Origin of the sequence: Exiguobacterium sp. AT1b (assembly GCF_000023045.1) — a bacterium.
Taxonomy (GTDB): Bacteria; Bacillota; Bacilli; order Exiguobacteriales; family Exiguobacteriaceae; genus Exiguobacterium.
In genome coordinates this window covers 1,219,827-1,237,569 of sequence record NC_012673.1, presented here as the reverse complement: position 1 = coordinate 1,237,569, position 17,743 = coordinate 1,219,827, and the positions used below count along the sequence as shown (strand labels likewise).

17 protein-coding genes and 1 riboswitch are annotated in these 17,743 nt (G+C 47.8%); of the genes, 10 read left to right on the top strand and 7 right to left on the bottom strand.

From position 1 onward, the window contains the following. The first annotated feature begins 57 nt into the window (after positions 1 to 57). Positions 58 to 2,070, top strand: coding sequence for a heavy metal translocating P-type ATPase (locus tag EAT1B_RS06265; protein WP_012727308.1), 2,013 nt, complete (start codon positions 58 to 60; stop codon positions 2,068 to 2,070). Positions 2,071 to 2,128: 58 nt separating this feature from the next. Beyond that, positions 2,129 to 3,073 carry a F510_1955 family glycosylhydrolase gene (locus EAT1B_RS06260; RefSeq protein WP_012727307.1) on the top strand — a complete coding sequence of 315 codons (945 nt, stop codon included), beginning with the start codon at positions 2,129 to 2,131 and terminating at the stop codon, positions 3,071 to 3,073. Between the two features lie 17 nt (positions 3,074 to 3,090). Here the strand turns inward: EAT1B_RS06260 and EAT1B_RS06255 are convergent, their stop codons facing one another. Genes EAT1B_RS06255 through EAT1B_RS06245 form a run of 3 tightly spaced genes read right to left on the bottom strand, consistent with a single transcriptional unit; the run spans position 3,091 to position 5,538 of the window. After that, positions 3,091 to 4,500: a cell wall metabolism sensor histidine kinase WalK gene (locus EAT1B_RS06255; protein ID WP_012727306.1), complete on the bottom strand. Its 1,410-nt coding sequence runs from the start codon at positions 4,498 to 4,500 to the stop codon at positions 3,091 to 3,093. Next, positions 4,497 to 5,171, bottom strand: coding sequence for a response regulator transcription factor (locus EAT1B_RS06250; protein WP_012727305.1), 675 nt, complete (start codon positions 5,169 to 5,171; stop codon positions 4,497 to 4,499). Before EAT1B_RS06250 ends, EAT1B_RS06255 begins: the two co-directional genes overlap by 4 nt. A gap of 25 nt (positions 5,172 to 5,196) precedes the next feature. Continuing rightward, positions 5,197 to 5,538, bottom strand: a complete 342-nt coding sequence (locus EAT1B_RS06245) for a hypothetical protein (protein ID WP_143404792.1) — start codon at positions 5,536 to 5,538, stop codon at positions 5,197 to 5,199. A gap of 165 nt (positions 5,539 to 5,703) precedes the next feature. Here EAT1B_RS06245 and EAT1B_RS06240 point away from each other — a divergent pair, with 165 nt between their 5' ends. Both EAT1B_RS06240 and EAT1B_RS06235 read left to right on the top strand, forming a co-directional pair. After that, complete coding sequence (locus EAT1B_RS06240; protein WP_012727303.1) at positions 5,704 to 6,180, top strand: DUF305 domain-containing protein; 477 nt, start codon at positions 5,704 to 5,706, stop codon at positions 6,178 to 6,180. 200 nt (positions 6,181 to 6,380) lie between these two features. Beyond that, positions 6,381 to 7,097, top strand: coding sequence for a peptidoglycan DD-metalloendopeptidase family protein (locus EAT1B_RS06235; RefSeq protein WP_012727302.1), 717 nt, complete (start codon positions 6,381 to 6,383; stop codon positions 7,095 to 7,097). Between the two features lie 44 nt (positions 7,098 to 7,141). On the opposite strand, the gene EAT1B_RS15935 is transcribed toward EAT1B_RS06235, so the two are convergent. The 3 genes from EAT1B_RS15935 to EAT1B_RS06225 form a co-directional block, all read right to left on the bottom strand. Further along, positions 7,142 to 7,303: a hypothetical protein gene (locus EAT1B_RS15935; protein WP_012727301.1), complete on the bottom strand. Its 162-nt coding sequence runs from the start codon at positions 7,301 to 7,303 to the stop codon at positions 7,142 to 7,144. A gap of 87 nt (positions 7,304 to 7,390) precedes the next feature. After that, positions 7,391 to 8,308: a TerC family protein gene (locus tag EAT1B_RS06230; protein ID WP_031422317.1), complete on the bottom strand. Its 918-nt coding sequence runs from the start codon at positions 8,306 to 8,308 to the stop codon at positions 7,391 to 7,393. 112 nt (positions 8,309 to 8,420) lie between these two features. Beyond that, positions 8,421 to 9,041: a DedA family protein gene (locus tag EAT1B_RS06225; RefSeq protein WP_012727299.1), complete on the bottom strand. Its 621-nt coding sequence runs from the start codon at positions 9,039 to 9,041 to the stop codon at positions 8,421 to 8,423. Between the two features lie 400 nt (positions 9,042 to 9,441). Continuing rightward, positions 9,442 to 9,584: riboswitch (cyclic di-AMP (ydaO/yuaA leader) on the top strand. 193 nt (positions 9,585 to 9,777) lie between these two features. Here EAT1B_RS06225 and kdpF point away from each other — a divergent pair. From kdpF to EAT1B_RS06200, 6 genes are read left to right on the top strand one after another with little or no spacing between them, the layout of a single operon-like run. Continuing rightward, a complete protein-coding gene (gene kdpF, locus EAT1B_RS16170; RefSeq protein WP_012727297.1) occupies positions 9,778 to 9,876 on the top strand; it encodes a K(+)-transporting ATPase subunit F in 99 nt (32 codons plus the stop codon). Between the two features lie 22 nt (positions 9,877 to 9,898). Continuing rightward, positions 9,899 to 11,536: a potassium-transporting ATPase subunit KdpA gene (gene kdpA / locus EAT1B_RS06220; protein ID WP_012727296.1), complete on the top strand. Its 1,638-nt coding sequence runs from the start codon at positions 9,899 to 9,901 to the stop codon at positions 11,534 to 11,536. Between the two features lie 19 nt (positions 11,537 to 11,555). After that, a complete protein-coding gene (gene kdpB / locus EAT1B_RS06215) occupies positions 11,556 to 13,577 on the top strand; it encodes a potassium-transporting ATPase subunit KdpB (protein ID WP_012727295.1) in 2,022 nt (673 codons plus the stop codon). A 10-nt stretch (positions 13,578 to 13,587) separates the two neighbouring features. After that, complete coding sequence (locus EAT1B_RS06210; protein WP_012727294.1) at positions 13,588 to 14,079, top strand: potassium-transporting ATPase subunit C; 492 nt, start codon at positions 13,588 to 13,590, stop codon at positions 14,077 to 14,079. Beyond that, positions 14,079 to 15,158 carry a universal stress protein gene (locus EAT1B_RS06205; protein WP_012727293.1) on the top strand — a complete coding sequence of 360 codons (1,080 nt, stop codon included), beginning with the start codon at positions 14,079 to 14,081 and terminating at the stop codon, positions 15,156 to 15,158. The genes EAT1B_RS06210 and EAT1B_RS06205 overlap by 1 nt, the downstream gene beginning before the upstream one ends. 59 nt (positions 15,159 to 15,217) lie before the next feature. Further along, positions 15,218 to 16,075: an SDR family oxidoreductase gene (locus tag EAT1B_RS06200; protein ID WP_012727292.1), complete on the top strand. Its 858-nt coding sequence runs from the start codon at positions 15,218 to 15,220 to the stop codon at positions 16,073 to 16,075. Between the two features lie 38 nt (positions 16,076 to 16,113). On the opposite strand, the gene EAT1B_RS06195 is transcribed toward EAT1B_RS06200, so the two are convergent. Further along, on the bottom strand, positions 16,114 to 17,646 hold the full coding sequence (locus EAT1B_RS06195) for a methyl-accepting chemotaxis protein (RefSeq protein ID WP_041917941.1): 1,533 nt from the start codon (positions 17,644 to 17,646) through the stop codon (positions 16,114 to 16,116). Positions 17,647 to 17,743 lie beyond the last annotated feature (97 nt).

Sequence of the window (17,743 nt, the reverse complement as noted above, 5' to 3'; positions counted from 1 at the left end):
AATCCGTTTTATTGTATACCATATAGGGGTATGTGATCTGTGTAAAGGAGAGGATGAATGATGGAACATGCACACGGTCAACACCATGGACATCATGAGGAGAGTCACGAGTCTCATCATGGCGGACACGGACACGAGCATATGATTGATGATTTCAAACGACGTTTTTTCATATCGCTCGGACTGATGATTCCGATTTTATTGTTATCGGACATGATTCAAGAATGGCTGCGGTTTGAACTCGATTTTCCGCTTGAAAAGACAATCTTATTTGTATTGGCGACGATTGTATATGTATACGGCGGATGGCCGTTCTTAAAAGGAAGTGTGGAAGAGCTACGAGAGCGTAGCCCGGGTATGATGATGCTCATTGGCTTGGCAATCAGTGTGGCTTACTTTTATAGCGCAGCTGTCGTCTTTGGATACGGAAGTGGGCATGACTTCTTTTGGGAACTCGCTTCACTGATTGTGATCATGCTACTCGGTCACTGGATTGAGATGCGTTCGGTCATGGGGGCATCAAATGCGTTAGAACAACTCGTACAACTGCTCCCGAACGAGGCGCATCGCATCAATGGGGAAGAAACGGAAGACGTTCCCATCTCTGAACTGAAGGAAGGAGACCGAATCCTCGTCAAACCGGGGGAGCAGGTACCCGTGGACGGGAAAATCATCAAAGGACGAACGACCATCGACGAGTCGATGTTGACCGGCGAATCGGTACCGGTCGAAAAAACAGAAGGTGAGGACGTCATCGCAGGTTCCATCAACCAAGAAGGGAGTTTGACGATTGAAACGATCGGTACGGGAGAAAGTACGTACTTGTCAAAAGTCATAGAATTGGTGAGTGAGGCACAAAAATCGAAGTCGCGGGCTCAAAACCTAGCGAATCGGGCGGCAAAATATTTGTTTTACATCGCGATTGCAGCTGGGGTCATCACGTTCACGATTTGGTTCATGCTCGGCTACTCGGTCGGGACAGCGGTCGAACGGATGGTGACGGTCATGGTCATCTCATGTCCCCATGCACTTGGACTGGCGACACCGCTCGTCGTTGCCGTCTCGACAGCGCTATCGGCGAAACAAGGCCTTCTCATCCGGAATCGGACCCAATTTGAAGAAGCACGTCGACTCGATGCTGTCATCTTTGATAAGACCGGTACGTTGACGGAAGGGAACTTCGGCGTCACGGACGTACAGGCGAGCTCGTCTTATACGGAAGAAGACGTGTTACAACTAGCAGGAGCAGTTGAGCGTGAGTCGCAACATCCTCTCGCACAAGGGATTTTAAGAGAAGCCGAGAGACGAGAATTGAAACTGTCGGCTGTCGACGACTTCGGTTCGATGACAGGTATCGGATTGGAAGGAACGGTTGACGGCGCGCATGTTCAAGTCGTCAGTCCGCGACATATCCGCGATCAACACATTCAGATTGATCAAGAGACGTTTGCACGACTCTCGGGAGAAGGAAAGACCGTCGTTTTTGTTTTGAAGGATGGAGGATGGGTCGGGATGATTGCGATGGCCGATTTGGTAAGGGAAGAAGCGAAGGATACCGTCGAGGCACTTCATGAAAAAGGCATCCGGTCCATCATGTTGACGGGTGACAACGAGAAGGTCGCACATTGGGTGGCGCGTCAGCTCGGCATCGATGACGTGTATGCCGAAGTATTACCGGACGACAAGGCGAACCAAGTAAAAGATATCCAAAAAGATGGCAGTAAAGTAGCGATGGTAGGGGATGGAATCAATGACGCTCCGGCGCTGGCACAAGCGGATGTCGGTATCGCAATCGGCAGTGGGACGGACGTTGCTGTTGAGACGGCTGACATCGTTCTTGTCCGTAGCAATCCGAAAGATGTGCTATCGATTTTAGATCTTTCACAAAACACATATCGGAAGATGATTCAAAACTTATGGTGGGCCGCAGGGTATAATATCGTCGCCATCCCGCTTGCAGCAGGGGTACTCGCCCCGATTGGCATCATCCTGTCTCCGGCTGTGGGTGCCGTCTTGATGAGCTTAAGCACCGTTATTGTCGCCATCAATGCCCGACTTCTGAAGATTTAACAATTATTTCATCTTTGGCACGTATGCTAGACAGGATGCTAGAGATGGAGGGATCAAGATGAAACGAATGTTGATACTATCACTATTCCTGACTCCACTGCTTTTAACGGCCTGCGGAACGGAAAAAGAACCGTCGGACACGAATCAATCCGAGAACGTGACGACAACTAAAAAAGACGAGTGGCAACGTGTGGGATCCGATGAAACAGTTTCTCATATTCACGGGGCTGGATTTTGGCAAGACGATAACCGTCCGGTCATTGCAACGCATGCCGGATTGATGGAATATCGTGAAGATGGCTGGTATACACTTCCGACGAATCGCCATGACTATATGGGATTCGAACTCGTCGAGGATGGGTTTTATGCAAGCGGTCATCCTGACCGACGTACCGACTTCCAAAATCCACTCGGTGTGTTACACGGGAAAGATCATGGCATGACATTAGACGTACGGGCACTGGAGGGAGAGGCAGACTTCCACTACATGAGTGCAGGTTATGCAACGGAAATGTTGTACGTCTACCTTGAAGAAGCGACGTCAGAGCTAGAACCGGGCTTCTATCGTTCCGACGATGGCGGAAGAACGTTCGAGTCGATGCGAGGTTCTGGGGTAGAGGGTAAGCAAGTGGCAGGGATTGTCGCCGACGCGACGGAAGCGGCGCGCGTCTTCTTGTATGGGCCGTCCGGCATCCTCGTTTCGAATGACTTTGGAGATTCGTTTGAGCCACTCGTTGAATCAGAACAGGTGATTACGGTCGGAGCGGCTGAGGGGCAGTTGGCATACGTACGACAGACAGATGGTTCTTTCGAAGGGGTTCGTTTCTATCTAGACGATGAGTCGACAGAGACGTTCAATCTTCCAGAGCTTCAAGCGGACGTTGTGCCAATCGAATTGGCAGTCAACGAGGAGCGCATGTTGCTTGTCACATCGGATAACAGCGTATATGAGTTCATAGACGAGGAGTGGCAGACACAACTTGATGCAGGTGAACTCGACTGACGAAAGACGCCTTTCCATTACTGGAGAGGCGTCTTTTTACCGAGTGGTAGGGTGACGGTGAACGAGGTACCTGTTGTATCCGAAGATACCGTCAACGTCCCACCATGACGTGTAACGATTTGCTTGGCGATGGCGAGTCCGAGTCCGCTTCCACCAGTTTGACGAGATCGTGATTTTTCAACACGGTACAGACGGTCGAAAATGTGTGGGAGATCTTCTTTGGGAATTCCTTTTCCGTCGTCAGTGATGGTCAAGACGAGATAAGCGTCTGAAGTAGTAGAATGAAGTGAAACATGTGTCGCCTCACTATGCTGAATCGCGTTGTGGGCAATGGACCGAAAGACCTGAAGCATCCGATGTCGATCCAATGTGAGAGCGATATCTGCTTGTTCTATGATTGGAGAAGGGACGAACCGAATCGTTGTCATTCGGAACATCGTATCGAGCATTCGTCGTAAATCCGCACAAAACGTCGTGACAGTCACTTCTTCTCGATGTAACAAAAACGTGTTTTCGTCGAGTTGAGCCAATTGAAACGCATTTTCCACCAGTTCTGTGAGCGAGCGACTCTCATCTAAGATTGTCTGGATGGATTGATTGCGTAGCGGTTCGGGTGTGCTTTCTTTTGAAGCGATCTCGGCATATCCTCTCAAATAAGTGAGAGGGGTCTTGATTTCATGTGAGAGATCGGACAAAAATTGATGTCGTTCGCGACGTAAACGAGCCAACTCCACAGACATGGCTTCTATGGAGCGAGCCAACTCACCGATTTCGTCAACGCGATTCGTTGGTAGCTGTAGGTTTTCGGGGTTTGTCAGTACGTTCTCGGTCGCTTGTTTCAGTGACTGAATTGGTTTCGAAATGAGGCGGCTCAGCAGGATGAAGGTCAACACGGTCGTCACCAGTGCGATGGCCGTGATGTACAGAAATCGCAACTGAAGGCGATGACTGATTCCATGAATGATTTCAGTCGGTAAAAACATGTAGACATATCCATACCGTGTATCGAAATCATCTGTGATTGGCGTACGCACGCTCAAATACGGCTCGTTCTCCCAGTCGTCCTCTAGAATAGTCGTGTCATCGAAGGGACCCGTACGTCGTTTCGTCTCGACGGTATCGACTAGTACCTGTGGAAAAGAACGGGAAGTTTGAAGAAGATCATGTGCTGGATCGGTGATGGCAACTTTTGTGTCCGTTTCACTTTCCATGGTAGCCACATGACCGATTGTCTCTTCGGAAAAGTTCATCGCCAATACAGTCGCATGACTCTCAGCCCGGGATTCTAATCGATGGATTTCTTCTGTCACGCGTTCCCCAAGTAGTGTGTGGTAAAGGAGTAAGAATAAGACTCCTTCAATCAACAACGTAGACAACAGGAAGACGAGGCTGATGCGAAACGGTAGACTGTTACGACCTCGCTTCATCCGGAACGCTCCTCGGTCCATCGATAGCCACGTCCCCATACCGTCTTTAAATAATCATCAATCGGGAATCCTGCATCGCCTAACTTTTCTCGAATCATACGAATATGCGCATCAACGGTGCGTGGGTCGGATTCTGCAGAATAGGGCCAGACAAGGTCAAACAAATCTAGGCGGTTGAAGAGGCGATTCGGGTGCTGAAGGAACAATTTTAAGATGGCCGTCGCTTTTGGTGTGAGGACAATCTCTTGTTCTTCATACAAAACGCGTCCGCTCTCCTCATCGTAACGTAGTGGTCCGTATTGGATGTTGACGACACGGGTCCGGCGCAAGACGGCACGAATACGAGCGAGGAGCACGTTCCCATCGAACGGTTTGGTGACGTAATCATCCGCTCCAGCATCTAATCCTTGGATGGTCGTCTCATTGTCTGAACGTGCCGTCAACAAGACGACAGGTAATGCCGGATCCATCGTCTTTAACTGACGACAAAGTGAGATCCCATCTACTTCTGGCATCATAATATCTAAAAGGACGAGATCCGGTCGCTCTTCGATTTTGTCGAGTGCGGAACGGGCATCGCTCGCCTCGATGCAAAAGTAGCCGTCACTTTCAAGAAACAAACGAATCAAATGTCTCATTTTTTCTTCATCGTCTACGATGAGAATCTTCATCTTGCATTCCTCCTTCCTCTTATTATTATCGTTCCGTGTGCTTTGCGTGATTTCCTTCCATGGCGAAAAGAGTCTGTAGTTGTTCACGTGCGCGTTCGACGTCTCGACAGTAAATGACGGGTACTCTCGCGTCAATCGGTCGATCCGTGACGATGGCTACTGCACCATTTCGGATGGCGGCCCTCACTAAATCGACGCCACGTTCATTGATTGGGCGCTTGCATATATATAAAAACATTTTATTTATTTTTTCTGGTGTCGTTCCGATTCCGCGAATTGTCATTTCTTCCGGGTGATCGAGATAGGACCAAGATAAAACAGAATCAAGTGTTGCCAGTACGTCACGCAATGTCCGCTCTTGCATCATCGTTCTCCTTCCTTGCATGAACTCAATTTCACTAGTGTACCCGATGTTTGTGAAAAAGAAGTGAAAAGCGTTAAGAGTACGATTAGACGGAGAAATAGGCGGGTTTGAGTATAGAACAAGCAGGAAAAAGAGTTTTTATACGCACAATAAGAAAGGATGAATAAGATGAAACAGTACGGTAAATTTGGAATCATGATTGCGGTCTCGACATTCATTATGTATTGGCTCATGTATTTGAATGTGTTTCAGTTCAATCATATCTTCTTTAGTCAGACGAGGTTGTACATGGCACTCATCATGGGATCGGTCATGGCGTTCGTCATGCTTCTCTTCATGTGGGGGATGTATAAGAACAAAACAGTTAACTTTATCATCCTAGGGGTCAGTGCTCTCGTCTTCAGTGCCTCGCTTTGGCTCGTACGTAGCCAGACGACCGTCGATGATGTCAGTTGGATGAAAGCGATGATCCCTCACCACTCGATTGCCATTTTGACAAGTGAACGCGCTGAAATTGAAGACCCACGCGTGAAAGAATTGTCTGAAGAAATCATCAAGGCACAGCGCCGTGAAATTGAAGAGATGAAGCGATTGATTGAAGATTTAAAAGATGAAGAGGAGAACGCCGAGGAAAATCGTGAATAACAGACATGCACAGTCGAAATCGGCTGTGTATTTTTTTATACGTTGAAAAGGAAAAATAAAGAAAGTAAGTTAGAATTTGTTTTCCTTTATTTGAAATATAAATGACATATTTGTCGGTTCGTTTTGGTGGTAAAATTTTTTCAGTTAGATAATATAAAAAATAAAAATTTAAATACATAATTGAAAGGATTTACCACATCATGAAACGAAAGCTATTCTCTCTTTTCTGTGCCGTTCTTCTCACAGTCGGAATCTTCACTCCGGCAGGTACTCCGGCTGAAGCAGCCACCACGTATTATGTCAAAGTCACGACCAACAGTTTAAACGTCCGTTCGGGTCCGGGCACGACGTATGCGATCGTCGGTAGCGCGAAGTTGGGACAGTCGTTCAAATATCTCGGCGTGAGTGGGGGATGGACGAAAATTAATTTCAACGGGACATCCCGCTACGTATCCAGTACATATGTGAAGAAGTACAGTGTTTCCACGCTTTCAACGACATCGACTGCGAAAATGATCATCCCGACAAAAGGGACGTTGACACAAAAGTATGGTCCCGCGAGTGGGCAGTACGGTTATACGTTCCATAACGGCATTGACTTGGCTGCTCCAAGAGGAACACCGGTCGTGTCAGCCGCTTATGGAAAAGTCATCGTTTCTCGAAACTATGGGGCTTACGGTAACCACGTCATGATGAGCCATCAGTTGAACGGACAAACATACATCACAGTATACGCACACCTTGATCGTCTCAATGTCGTCACAGGACAGACGCTAGCAAAAGGAGCAACGATTGGAACGGTCGGGAATACCGGGAACTCGTTCGGGAATCATCTCCACTTCGAAGTGCATCGGAACAGCTATGTGTATAGCAGTTCATCTCCTGCCAACAGTATCAATCCGTATACGATGTTCTGACATAAAAGCACGCGCTCCCAAAGGATGGGGCGCGTGCTTTTTGGTTAATGCCATGTCGTTTGTTTGTTTCGCTCGATTTGGTTGGCGGCGATGAGGCTGACACCAAGGACGACACCGAACACCAATCCGAACAGGTTGTTGAAGAGTAACATGAGGATGATCCCGAAGACGAGACCGATACTCATGAGGCCAATCCGATCAAACATAGTGAATCCCCTTTTCTGTAGTTGTGCACCTCAATGATTACCCGATTTTCAAAGAAAGAACACCGACGAAATGGACTGATTGATTCATTATACGTGTTTGGACGAACCAGGTTTCGTTTTGTAGAAACTATAGAGGACGCTAATCAAGATGACGAGAACGATGGTTCCTAGAGACATCCAAATCGGCATCTTGTACACATCACCCAAAATCATCTTCGCCCCGATGAAGACGAGCATGAAGCTGAGACCGTGTTTCAAATAGTAGAAGCGGTCGATCAAGTTGGCGAGGACGAAGTAGAGACTACGAAGTCCGAGAATCGCCATGATGTTCGCATAGAAGATGATATACGGGTCACGTGAATACGCGAAACTCGCGGCGACCGAGTCGACAGCGAAGACGATATCGGACAATTCGATAAAGATGAGCGCGATGAAGAGTGGCGTGAAGAACAACTTCCCATTGATGCGCTTCGTGAATTTTCCGGATGAGATATCCTGTGTGATGGGCAGGCGTCGCTCGAGCCAACGAATCGTCTTGTTTTCTTCAAGTGACTCGTCTTTCCCGATATTCTTATACATCATCCATCCTGTATAAACGAGGAACGCTCCGAACACGTAGTAGACCCAACCAAAGTTTTCTAAAAGGGATACCCCAGCGACGATGAAGACGGCACGGAAGAAAATCGCTCCGAGAATCCCCCAGAACAGTACCTTATGTTGATACTTGAGTGGAATGGCGAAATAGGCGAAAACAAGTGAAAAGACGAAGACATTATCGATCGCGAGTGCCTTTTCGATAAAGTAGACGCTCGCATATTCCGTTGCGGCTGTACTTCCTTGCGTGAAGAACAACCATCCCCCGAATGCGATGGCAATCCCAATCCAGACAAACGTCCATGTCCATGCCTCGCGGAGCGAGACTTCGTGTGCTTTACGGTGGAACACCCCGAGGTCAAGTGCGAGCATGAAGATGACGATGAGTAAAAACCCGATGAGTAGGGTCAACAATAATTCCTCCTTTTAAGGTCTTATGAACTTCTATGTATTTAATTTAAGTTCATCTGAACCTAAAGTCAAGACTTTAAGTGTAAAAAAAAAACCGTTTAATAAAAAACGGTTATCTTGTGGCGCGTCGTTTAGAAATTTGGCGTGCAATCCAAACAACGAATGCAACAATTACGAGTCCAAGTACGACGTACATTGCATGTGAATAGGTTTCGATGTATCCAAGCCACACTTTCCAGTTTTCTCCGACATAGACGCCGATATAGATGAGCACTGTATTCCAAATGAGAGTACCAAGTGTCGTCAAAGTGAAAAATTTTAGAAACGGCATGTTGGACATCCCGGCTGGAATCGAAATCAAACTGCGTACGACGGGAATAAAACGTCCGAAAAATACTAATTTCGGACCGAAGCGATCAAACCATCGATCGGCCATTCGCACGTCATCGACTTTGAGGTATAAGCGTTTGCCATAGCGTGCGACCAATGACTCCAATCTTTCACGATCAAACAACAGTCCGACACCGTATAGGACAACTGCCCCAAGAAGTGCCCCAACCGTTGCGGCTAAAATCATCCAAACCGGATTGAGTGTTGTTGTGGTCGTGAAGAAGCCTCCAAAAATTAAGATCAATTCGGAAGGAATCGGAGGGAATACATTCTCAATAAAAATGAGGAACATGACCCCTAAATAACCAAACTGTTCGATGATTTGTTGAATCCATTGCTCCATACCGTGATCGTCTCCTACCTAATTCATATTCTCCATCAACAATAAGTCGAATAACATCGATTTGGACATCCATCCTAAGATGTAAAAGTAGTTTTAAACGATTTTTTTGATGTCTTCAAAGATTTATTTTTAAGTTCAAACTCACTTGAAAGTAATGATTCTTGTATATATCACAGAAGTGATCACAAATCTAGGATGGGACGTCAATACATGATTTTCTGAACTGCAAATTAAGTATGAAGAAACTAGGATTAAAAAAACTTATGAATAATCATATTCCTTTCACAAAAAGCATTCGGATAAATCTGACAATTTAAGTTAAAAAAAATTTTATGAAAAGTTATTTACAGTCATTTTGAATCGGCGTAACATCCATCTCATCAACTTCATACGTATTGTTGAAATCTTTTCGCCGAGTTCCGGAGACGGAAGCGGGGGACCCACCGTCCAATCTGGACTGGGGTGAATCCTCAAGTGAGGTAGGGCCAACCTAGGCAAGCCCGAATCCGACAGCTAACCTCGTAGGCGTTATTAGGGGGATCCGACTCATGCAGTGATATGCCACTGGAGCCGTTTCTTGCTCCTGTGGTTTTTTGTTCGTTTCAAATGTTAAATTAAGTTAAAAAATTAAAAAAAGAGGTTATTAAAATGACTGATTTATTCGCAATCGCTTTACTGATTGGTTTAGTGGCGTCTATGAACGTGATGATTCGTTCAATTGACCGGATGCATTGGAATGAACAGGGGTGACGACATGTATATCGTGCTTTTGGCAATTGGAATTGGGTATCTCGCTTACTTGACCGTTGCATTACTAAAACCAGAAAAATTTTAAGGATAGAGGAGAATGACGAAAGATGTGGGTTACATTCATCATCACATTGAGTCTGCTCATCGCGATCACGATGACAGCTAGTGCCTTGTTAGGCGGTTACGTCGGAAGACGATTTGTACCGATTCAAGAACGACCAAACTATGTAGGGAAAGCGCTCGAGACGAGGATCACACGTCGGCTTCGAATAAACGAGCGTGAGAAGCAATCATGGTTTGGCTACGCAAAAGATTTTTTGACACTCAATTTGCTATTCTTATTGATTGGTTATGTGTTGCTTCGCTTTCAAGGGGTGTTGCCCTTCAATCCGAATGGGGCCGTCAACTTAGACTGGCATCTAGCCTTCCATACGGTCATCAGTTTTATGACGAATACAGACCAACAGCATTATTCAGGTGAGGCACTCTCTCACTTATCACAGATGTTCGTCCTCTCGACACTCATGTTCGTGGCACCGACGATGGCATTTACGATGGCGCTGGCATTCATTCGAGGAATTCTCGGAAAGCCGATTGGTCAGTTCTATTTCGATTTTGTACGCGTCATCGTGTATGTGCTCTTACCAATCAGCCTATTCTTCGGTATGTGGTTGATTGCGTTTGGTGTCCCACAAACCCTTAGTCCGAATGCTGTCGTCACGACGCTCGAAGGAGCGAGTCAAACGATTCAACGAGGACCAATCGCATCATTTGAGGTCATCAAACAGCTTGGAAATAACGGTGGAGGCTACTATGCGGTAAACGGTGCACATCCATTTGAAAATCCAAGTGATTGGACGAATTACATCCATCTTTTCTTGATGCTCTTATTACCGATGTCATTGCCATTCATCTACGGGGCGATGGCGAAGAAACGAAAACAAGGATTCCTTTACTTTAGTGTCATGCTTTTCTTGTTCATTATCGGAACAGTATTCATGTATGCCACGTTGTATGCCAACCCGTCTTTACATGGCCAAGAAATGCGCTTCGGGGCAATTGGCACAGCGCTTTACGGCGCAGTGACGACGGCTGCGGAGACCGGTGCTGTCAATGCAATGCACGACTCGCTTCCATCTCTGAGCGGCATCATCTTGATGGGAAACATGATGTTGAACGTTGTCTTTGGTGGGGTCGGTGCCGGGTTTATGAATTTGATGATGTATGTAATCATCACCATTTTTGTCGCAGCCCTCTTGATTGGACAGACGCCAACCGTGCTCGGGAAGAAAATCGAGGGACGCGAGATGAAGCTTGTCGCATTAACGCTTCTTGTTTCCCCACTCCTTATTTTAGGATTTACGGCTTTGGCGCTCGTTGTACAGCCAGGACAGGACGCCATCACGAATGCGGGACCTCATGGGATTTCACAAATCTTGTATGAGTATACATCCGCTGTCGCCAACAACGGATCCGGATTCGAAGGTTTATTGGATGCGACGCCGTTTTGGAATATCACGGCAGGCTTTGCGATGTTCTTCGGTCGGTATATTCCGCTTTTATTAATGGTGGCGATGGCAGGTAGCCTTCAAATGAAACCACGTGTCACGGACGATGGGGCACTTCGGACCGACACGCCGCTATTTACATCACTTCTGTTCGGTGTGATTGTCATTGTCGGTGCCTTGACCTTTTTACCAGTATTGTTGGTTGGACCATTCGCCGAGTGGCTCATGATACGTTGAATATAGGAGAGAATAGAAGATGAATGAACTAGAAAAACAGACACGTCGTTTTGACACGAGCTTGATTGTTCCTGCCATGTGGGACGGAGTCAAAAAACTAGATCCACGAACGATGGTGAAACAACCGGTCATGTTCCTCGTATGGGGCGGGTTTTTATTATCGCTAGTCTATACCTTCATGTCAGATGAGATGCGAGGTTTTCACTTGGCAGTGACGCTCATTTTGCTCGTCACGCTATGGTTCGCCAATTTCGCCGAAGCGATTGCGGAAGGTCGAGGGAAGGCGCAGGCGGCAACCCTTCGAGCCTCAAAGAATGATGTAATGGCACGCCGAATTATGAAAGAAGGGATAGAGGAAGTCGCTTCGTCGCTCCTCCGAAAAGGAGACCGTGTCGAAGTGCGCGCCGGAGACTATGTACCGGGAGACGGCGAAATCATCGCCGGGTTGGCGTCGATTGATGAGTCGGCGATTACAGGAGAATCAGCGCCGGTCATCAAAGAGTCCGGCGGAGACTTCTCTTCCGTCATCGGGGGAACGCTTGTCGTCAGTGACCGGATTGAGGTCGAGATTACAAGCAATCCGGGTGAGTCATTCCTCGACCAGATGATTACCCTTGTCGAAGGCTCGAAACGTCAAAAAACACCGAATGAGATTGCCTTGTCCCTGCTTCTTGTTTCGCTCAGTATGATTTTCTTACTCGTCGTTTTGACACTCCCTGCGTTTACGAACTATCTCGGCTTCCAATTGTCACCACCCATTTTAATTGCACTTCTCGTTTGTCTCATTCCGACAACGATCGGTGGACTCTTATCCGCCATCGGGATTGCCGGGATGGACCGGGTCACCCGATTCAATGTCATTGCGATGAGCGGGAAAGCCGTCGAGGCAGCTGGAGACATTCGAACCATCATTTTAGATAAGACGGGGACCATTACGTTCGGAAACCGGATGGCATTTGAAGTCCTTCCAGTAGAAGGGATCACAGCTTCGCAAGCGCTTGGAGTCGCTGTTTTGACATCGCTTGAAGACGAAACGCCAGAAGGACGGTCTGTGTTGACACTTGCGAAAGAACGCTGGGGAGAATTAGATGAGTCACCGAAACAAGATGCGGTGATCATTCCATTCAAAGCGGAAACACGGATGTCGGGACTAGACTTGGCAGACGGTCGACGTGTCCGAAAAGGTGCGGCGTCCGCCATCATGGACTGGGTGAGTGCTCAAGGTGGAATGATTCCGAGCGATTTACAGGAGCAAGTCGATGCGATTTCACAAGAAGGGGGGACACCGCTCGTCATCTCAGAAGATGCTCGTATCCTCGGCGTCATTCATTTGAAAGATACGGTGAAACCAGGTATGCGTGAACGTTTCGATCGTTTGCGTCAGATGGGAATCAAGACCATCATGTGCACGGGAGATAATCCGTTGACGGCCGCGACGATTGCACGTGAAGCCGGTGTCGATGAATTCGTAGCGGAGTGTAAACCAGAAGATAAGATTCGCGTCATCAAAGCAGAACAAAAAGCGGGGCATCTTGTCGCCATGACAGGGGACGGGACGAATGATGCCCCGGCACTTGCGCAGGCAGACGTCGGTCTCGCCATGAACTCGGGGACACAGGCCGCGAAAGAAGCGGCGAATATGATTGATTTAGATTCGGATCCGACCAAAATCATTGAGGTGGTCGAGATTGGTAAACAGTTACTGATGACACGCGGTGCCTTGACGACGTTCTCGATTGCGAACGATGTGGCAAAATACTTCGCGATTTTGCCAGCTATGTTCGTCGCCTTTATTCCAGAAATGGACTGGTTAAATGTGATGCATCTCGGCTCACCTGAGTCAGCGATCTTGGCCGCGCTCCTCTTTAACGCATTGATTATTCCACTGCTCATTCCGGTTGCGATGAAAGGGGTCCGTTACGACCCGGTTGGTCCGGAGAAGTTGTTACGTCGAAATTTACTCGTTTATGGTGTCGGCGGTGTGATTGTTCCGTTCATAGGAATCAAAGCACTCGACATCGTCTTAAACTTATTCATGTGAGGTGGACCGAATGTCTTCTATAAAACAAGCAGGTATCGTCGTCAGTTTGACGATGGTCTTATGCGGTGTGGCTTATCCACTCGCTTTAACAGTAGCAGGTCAGGCACTATTTCCGAGTCAAGCTGAAGGCAGTTTGATTGAACGCGATGGTGAACAGATTGGATCAAAGTGGATCGCGCAACCTTTCGTTTCGGAAGATTACTTCCACGGCCGACCAACGGCAGTCGATCAACTTACTGGTCAATCGGGCGGCGATAACATGGCAGAAAGCAATCCAGACCGTCCGAAACACAATCCTGAACTTCCGGGCGCAATCGAGACATCCGGATCGGGACTGGATCCGCATATCTCGATGGAACATGCGATGTCACAAGTCGAACGAATCAGTGACGCTCGCTCTGTAGCAGCAGATAATATCGAAAAAGTCATTCGCGAAACGGCAGACGGAGAACCGTACGTGAACGTCTTGATGATGAATCTTGCACTTGATGAGTTGAACTGATGCGAGGCAAACTTCGACTTTATATCGGAGCTGCACCGGGTGTTGGTAAAACGTATAAAATGTTGGCAGACGCAAGAGCCCATCAGCAAGAAGGGGTCTCGGTCATGATTGGATTGATTGAGACGCATGGGCGGAAAGAAACAGAGGCGATGATCGGCGATTTGCCAATCGTCCCTCTTCTTTCCATTCCCTATAAAGGACACGAATTGCAGGAATTAGACGTCGAGACCATCTTATCGCTTCATCCTGATATCGTCCTCGTTGATGAGTTGGCTCATACGAATGCCCCAGGCTCAGTGCGGACGAAGCGATACCAGGACGTGCAAGTGTTGTTAGAGAACGGAATCGATGTATATGCGGCCGTTAATATTCAGCACTTTGAAAGTTTACTGTTGACGGTGAAAGGGATCACCGGTGTCGAGGTAAGAGAACGGATTCCAGATCTTTTTCTCAATCGGGCTGATGAGATTCTGCTCGTCGATGTGACGCCGCAGACGTTACAAGAACGGATGAGACAAGGGAAGATTTATCGACCTGACAAAATTGAGCAAAGTCTGTCGTCATTTTTTACGCTGACCAATCTATCGAGTCTGCGTGAGATTGCGCTTCGACAAGTAGCGGATGAAGTCGATGATCAAGTCTATCGAACCCGAAAAAATGTGGTGTCTGATCCGACGCTCCTCCAAGAGCGGATCATGGTCTGTATTCAGCTCAATGACAATGCGAGACATTTGATTTATCGAGGATTTCGCATGGCGAGTCGACTCAAAGCGAAGCTTTATATCTTGTCCGTCCTCCATGGTGAGGAGAGAAAATTGACACCTGAGCAGACTGCCATTCTAAAAGAAGTTCGAGAGCAAGGTGCATCATTCCAGGCAGAAGTGATTGTCTTGAATGTACCGAGGAAAGAACTAACGAAGAATTTAACGACTACGGCACGAGAAAAACGCATTACCCAATTGATTCTTGGACAATCAGCAAGGACACGCTGGCAAGAAGTCATGCGCGGGTCGATTGTGAATGTCATCATGCGGGAATTGAAGCAGGTGGACATCCATATCGTCTCGGATCAATCGTGACAGGTGTGACGGGTCGGATGAACGGGAAGAGTGAATCATGCGAACAAAGGAGGGGTTTTATGAAGTATTTAGTCACAGGAGCAACGGGTAAACTCGGTTCGAAAATCGTAGAGGAACTACTCAAGTCGATTGATGCGAGTGAGCTCGCTGTCAGTGTACGGAATCCGGAGAAAGCGGCGTCACTCAAAGAGCGTGGCGTTGACGTGCGACACGGTGATTTTGATCAGCCGGACACTCTTGATGAAGCGTTCAAAGGCGTCGAGCGTCTGTTGATCATCTCGGCAGATGGCGATAACGATACGCGAATTCGTCAACATACAAACGCGGTCGAGGCAGCGAAACGGGCAGATGTCTCATTCATTGCCTACACGAGTCTCGCCGATGCGACAGACAGTGAGAACTTGATGGCACCCCCACATGTCGTCACAGAGGAAGCGATTGTCGAGTCTGGTATTCCACATGCGTTCTTACGGAACAACTGGTACTTAGAGAACGAGTTACCAAGCATTCAAGCGGTGATTGACGGGGCACCATGGATCACGGCGGCTCGAGATGGGAAAGTCGGTTGGGCGCTGCAACAAGATTACGCGGAAGCCGCATCGAATGTTCTGTTAAAAGAACAACAGGATCATGCGGTCTATGAACTATCGGGGCCACTTCATACCCAACAAGATCTTGTAGACGCACTCAGTGAAGTGTTAGGTCGTGAAGTGATGATGCAGGAGTTGAGTCTCGAGGCATACGAAGAGACGATGCGCGGAGCTGGATTGCCAGAGGAAGTCGTTGCGATTCTTGCGGGGATTCAAAGAAGTATTCGCCAGGGAACGCTCGAAATTCATGAGAGTGACTTCGAACCGGTTCTCGGACGCCCGGTCACACCTCTTCAAGAAGGAATTCGTCAATTGCTCGACCGATAAGTAAAATGCCCTCGACCACTTGGTCGGGGGCATTTGTGTTAGGCACGAGTGGCGTGATCCTCGAGTTGAGTCGTCACGTCTTCAAGCGAATTCGCGGTCAGAGCGAGACGGTCCGACATCGAACTGAGTTCTTTTTGAATGGCGACTTGCTCTTCCGTTGCTGCGGCAACATGGTGAATCTGTTGTTGGAGTTCATTCGCCGCATATTTCGTCGACTCAAGTCGTGTTTCAAGTGCTTCCATCTGTGTCGTGACCCGTTGGCGTGTCTCTTGAATCGAAGCGATTTGTTCGTCGATTTCTGAAACATCTTCCGTTAGACGATCAAACACAGCCGTCACATCGTTCGTGACCGTTTGACAGTTTTCGGTCGCTTGTTTGAAAAGATGCGCTGATTTGGATACGACAGTCGTATCTTCCATCAATCCACCGAGGACTCGGGTCATCTCGGATGCATATTCGCGCGATTGGACAGCAAGTTTCCCGACTTCTGAGGCGACGACGGCGAATCCTCGTCCAGCCTCACCGGCACGAGCCGCTTCAATGGATGCGTTCAAGGCGAGCATATTCGTCTGTTCACTGATGGAACCGACTTGTTGCAAGATTCCTTGGATTTCGGTTGAACGATTCGACATCGTCGCGACAATCCGGTCGAGTTGTTCCGACTCGGTGATGATTTCTTGTACTTTTGCTTCCATCAGTCGCATGTCTTTGTTCCCGGCAAGGGCATCTTTGGCGATACGCGAGGACGCTGCGGCCGTCTGGGCCATTCGTTCTTGAATGAGCGCCGTCAAAGACCGGATTGAGTGAATTTCATCTGCCCCTTGCACCATGGATTCCTGTTGGGATGAAGCATGTGCGACAATCGGGTCGACCGTGACAGCGATTTGCTCACCTGATTCGAGAGACTGGTTAGCAGCGGATTCAAGCTCTTCGGCGTGACTGTTCAAAGATTGAACGAGCACGCTGACATCATGAATCGCTTGTTGTAACAACTGTCGCGTTTCTTGCTCCTGTGCCTCGACACGTTCCGTCTCTTTATTACGGAAGTGGATTTGCGCGACAAGCACGACGCTGAGAAGAATCAAATATACGGCATGGACGAGTAGTAAACTGAACGGATAGTCGCTCGTCCCACAAATCATCTCAGGAATCAAAAAGTATCCAACCAGATGTTGCACAGCAAAGATCCCCGCACTATACAAAATCAAATCGATTCGACGCATGAACGACAAAATCGCCAAGACGACAAAAATCGAGAAGTGATACTCAACGAGTCCTTGTCCTCCAGCGACGGTCGAGATGCTTGCGAAGGTGAGTGTTAGCATCATCCAATAGGAAAAAGCTAGAGATTCTCGCTTCGAGGTGACGACCATCATCCCGAAGAAGACGATTGGGAGGGCGAACAAGACCCACGTCACACCGGAGTATACGTAATCGTCCGCACCGTTTCGTAGGATCGTATATGCATAGGCAAAATCCGTGAAACGATGTAGCAAATGGACAACAATCGACGTCATCACAATCAATAACGTCGTCAACAACATCAACTGATTTCTTTTGATCAAACTCATCATTCTTTCCTCACATTCTCGTGTTCATTTGTTGTAGCTCTATACATATCGGATGAAGTTGACGGAAGTTAATATAGATTGCACATTTGGAACAAAA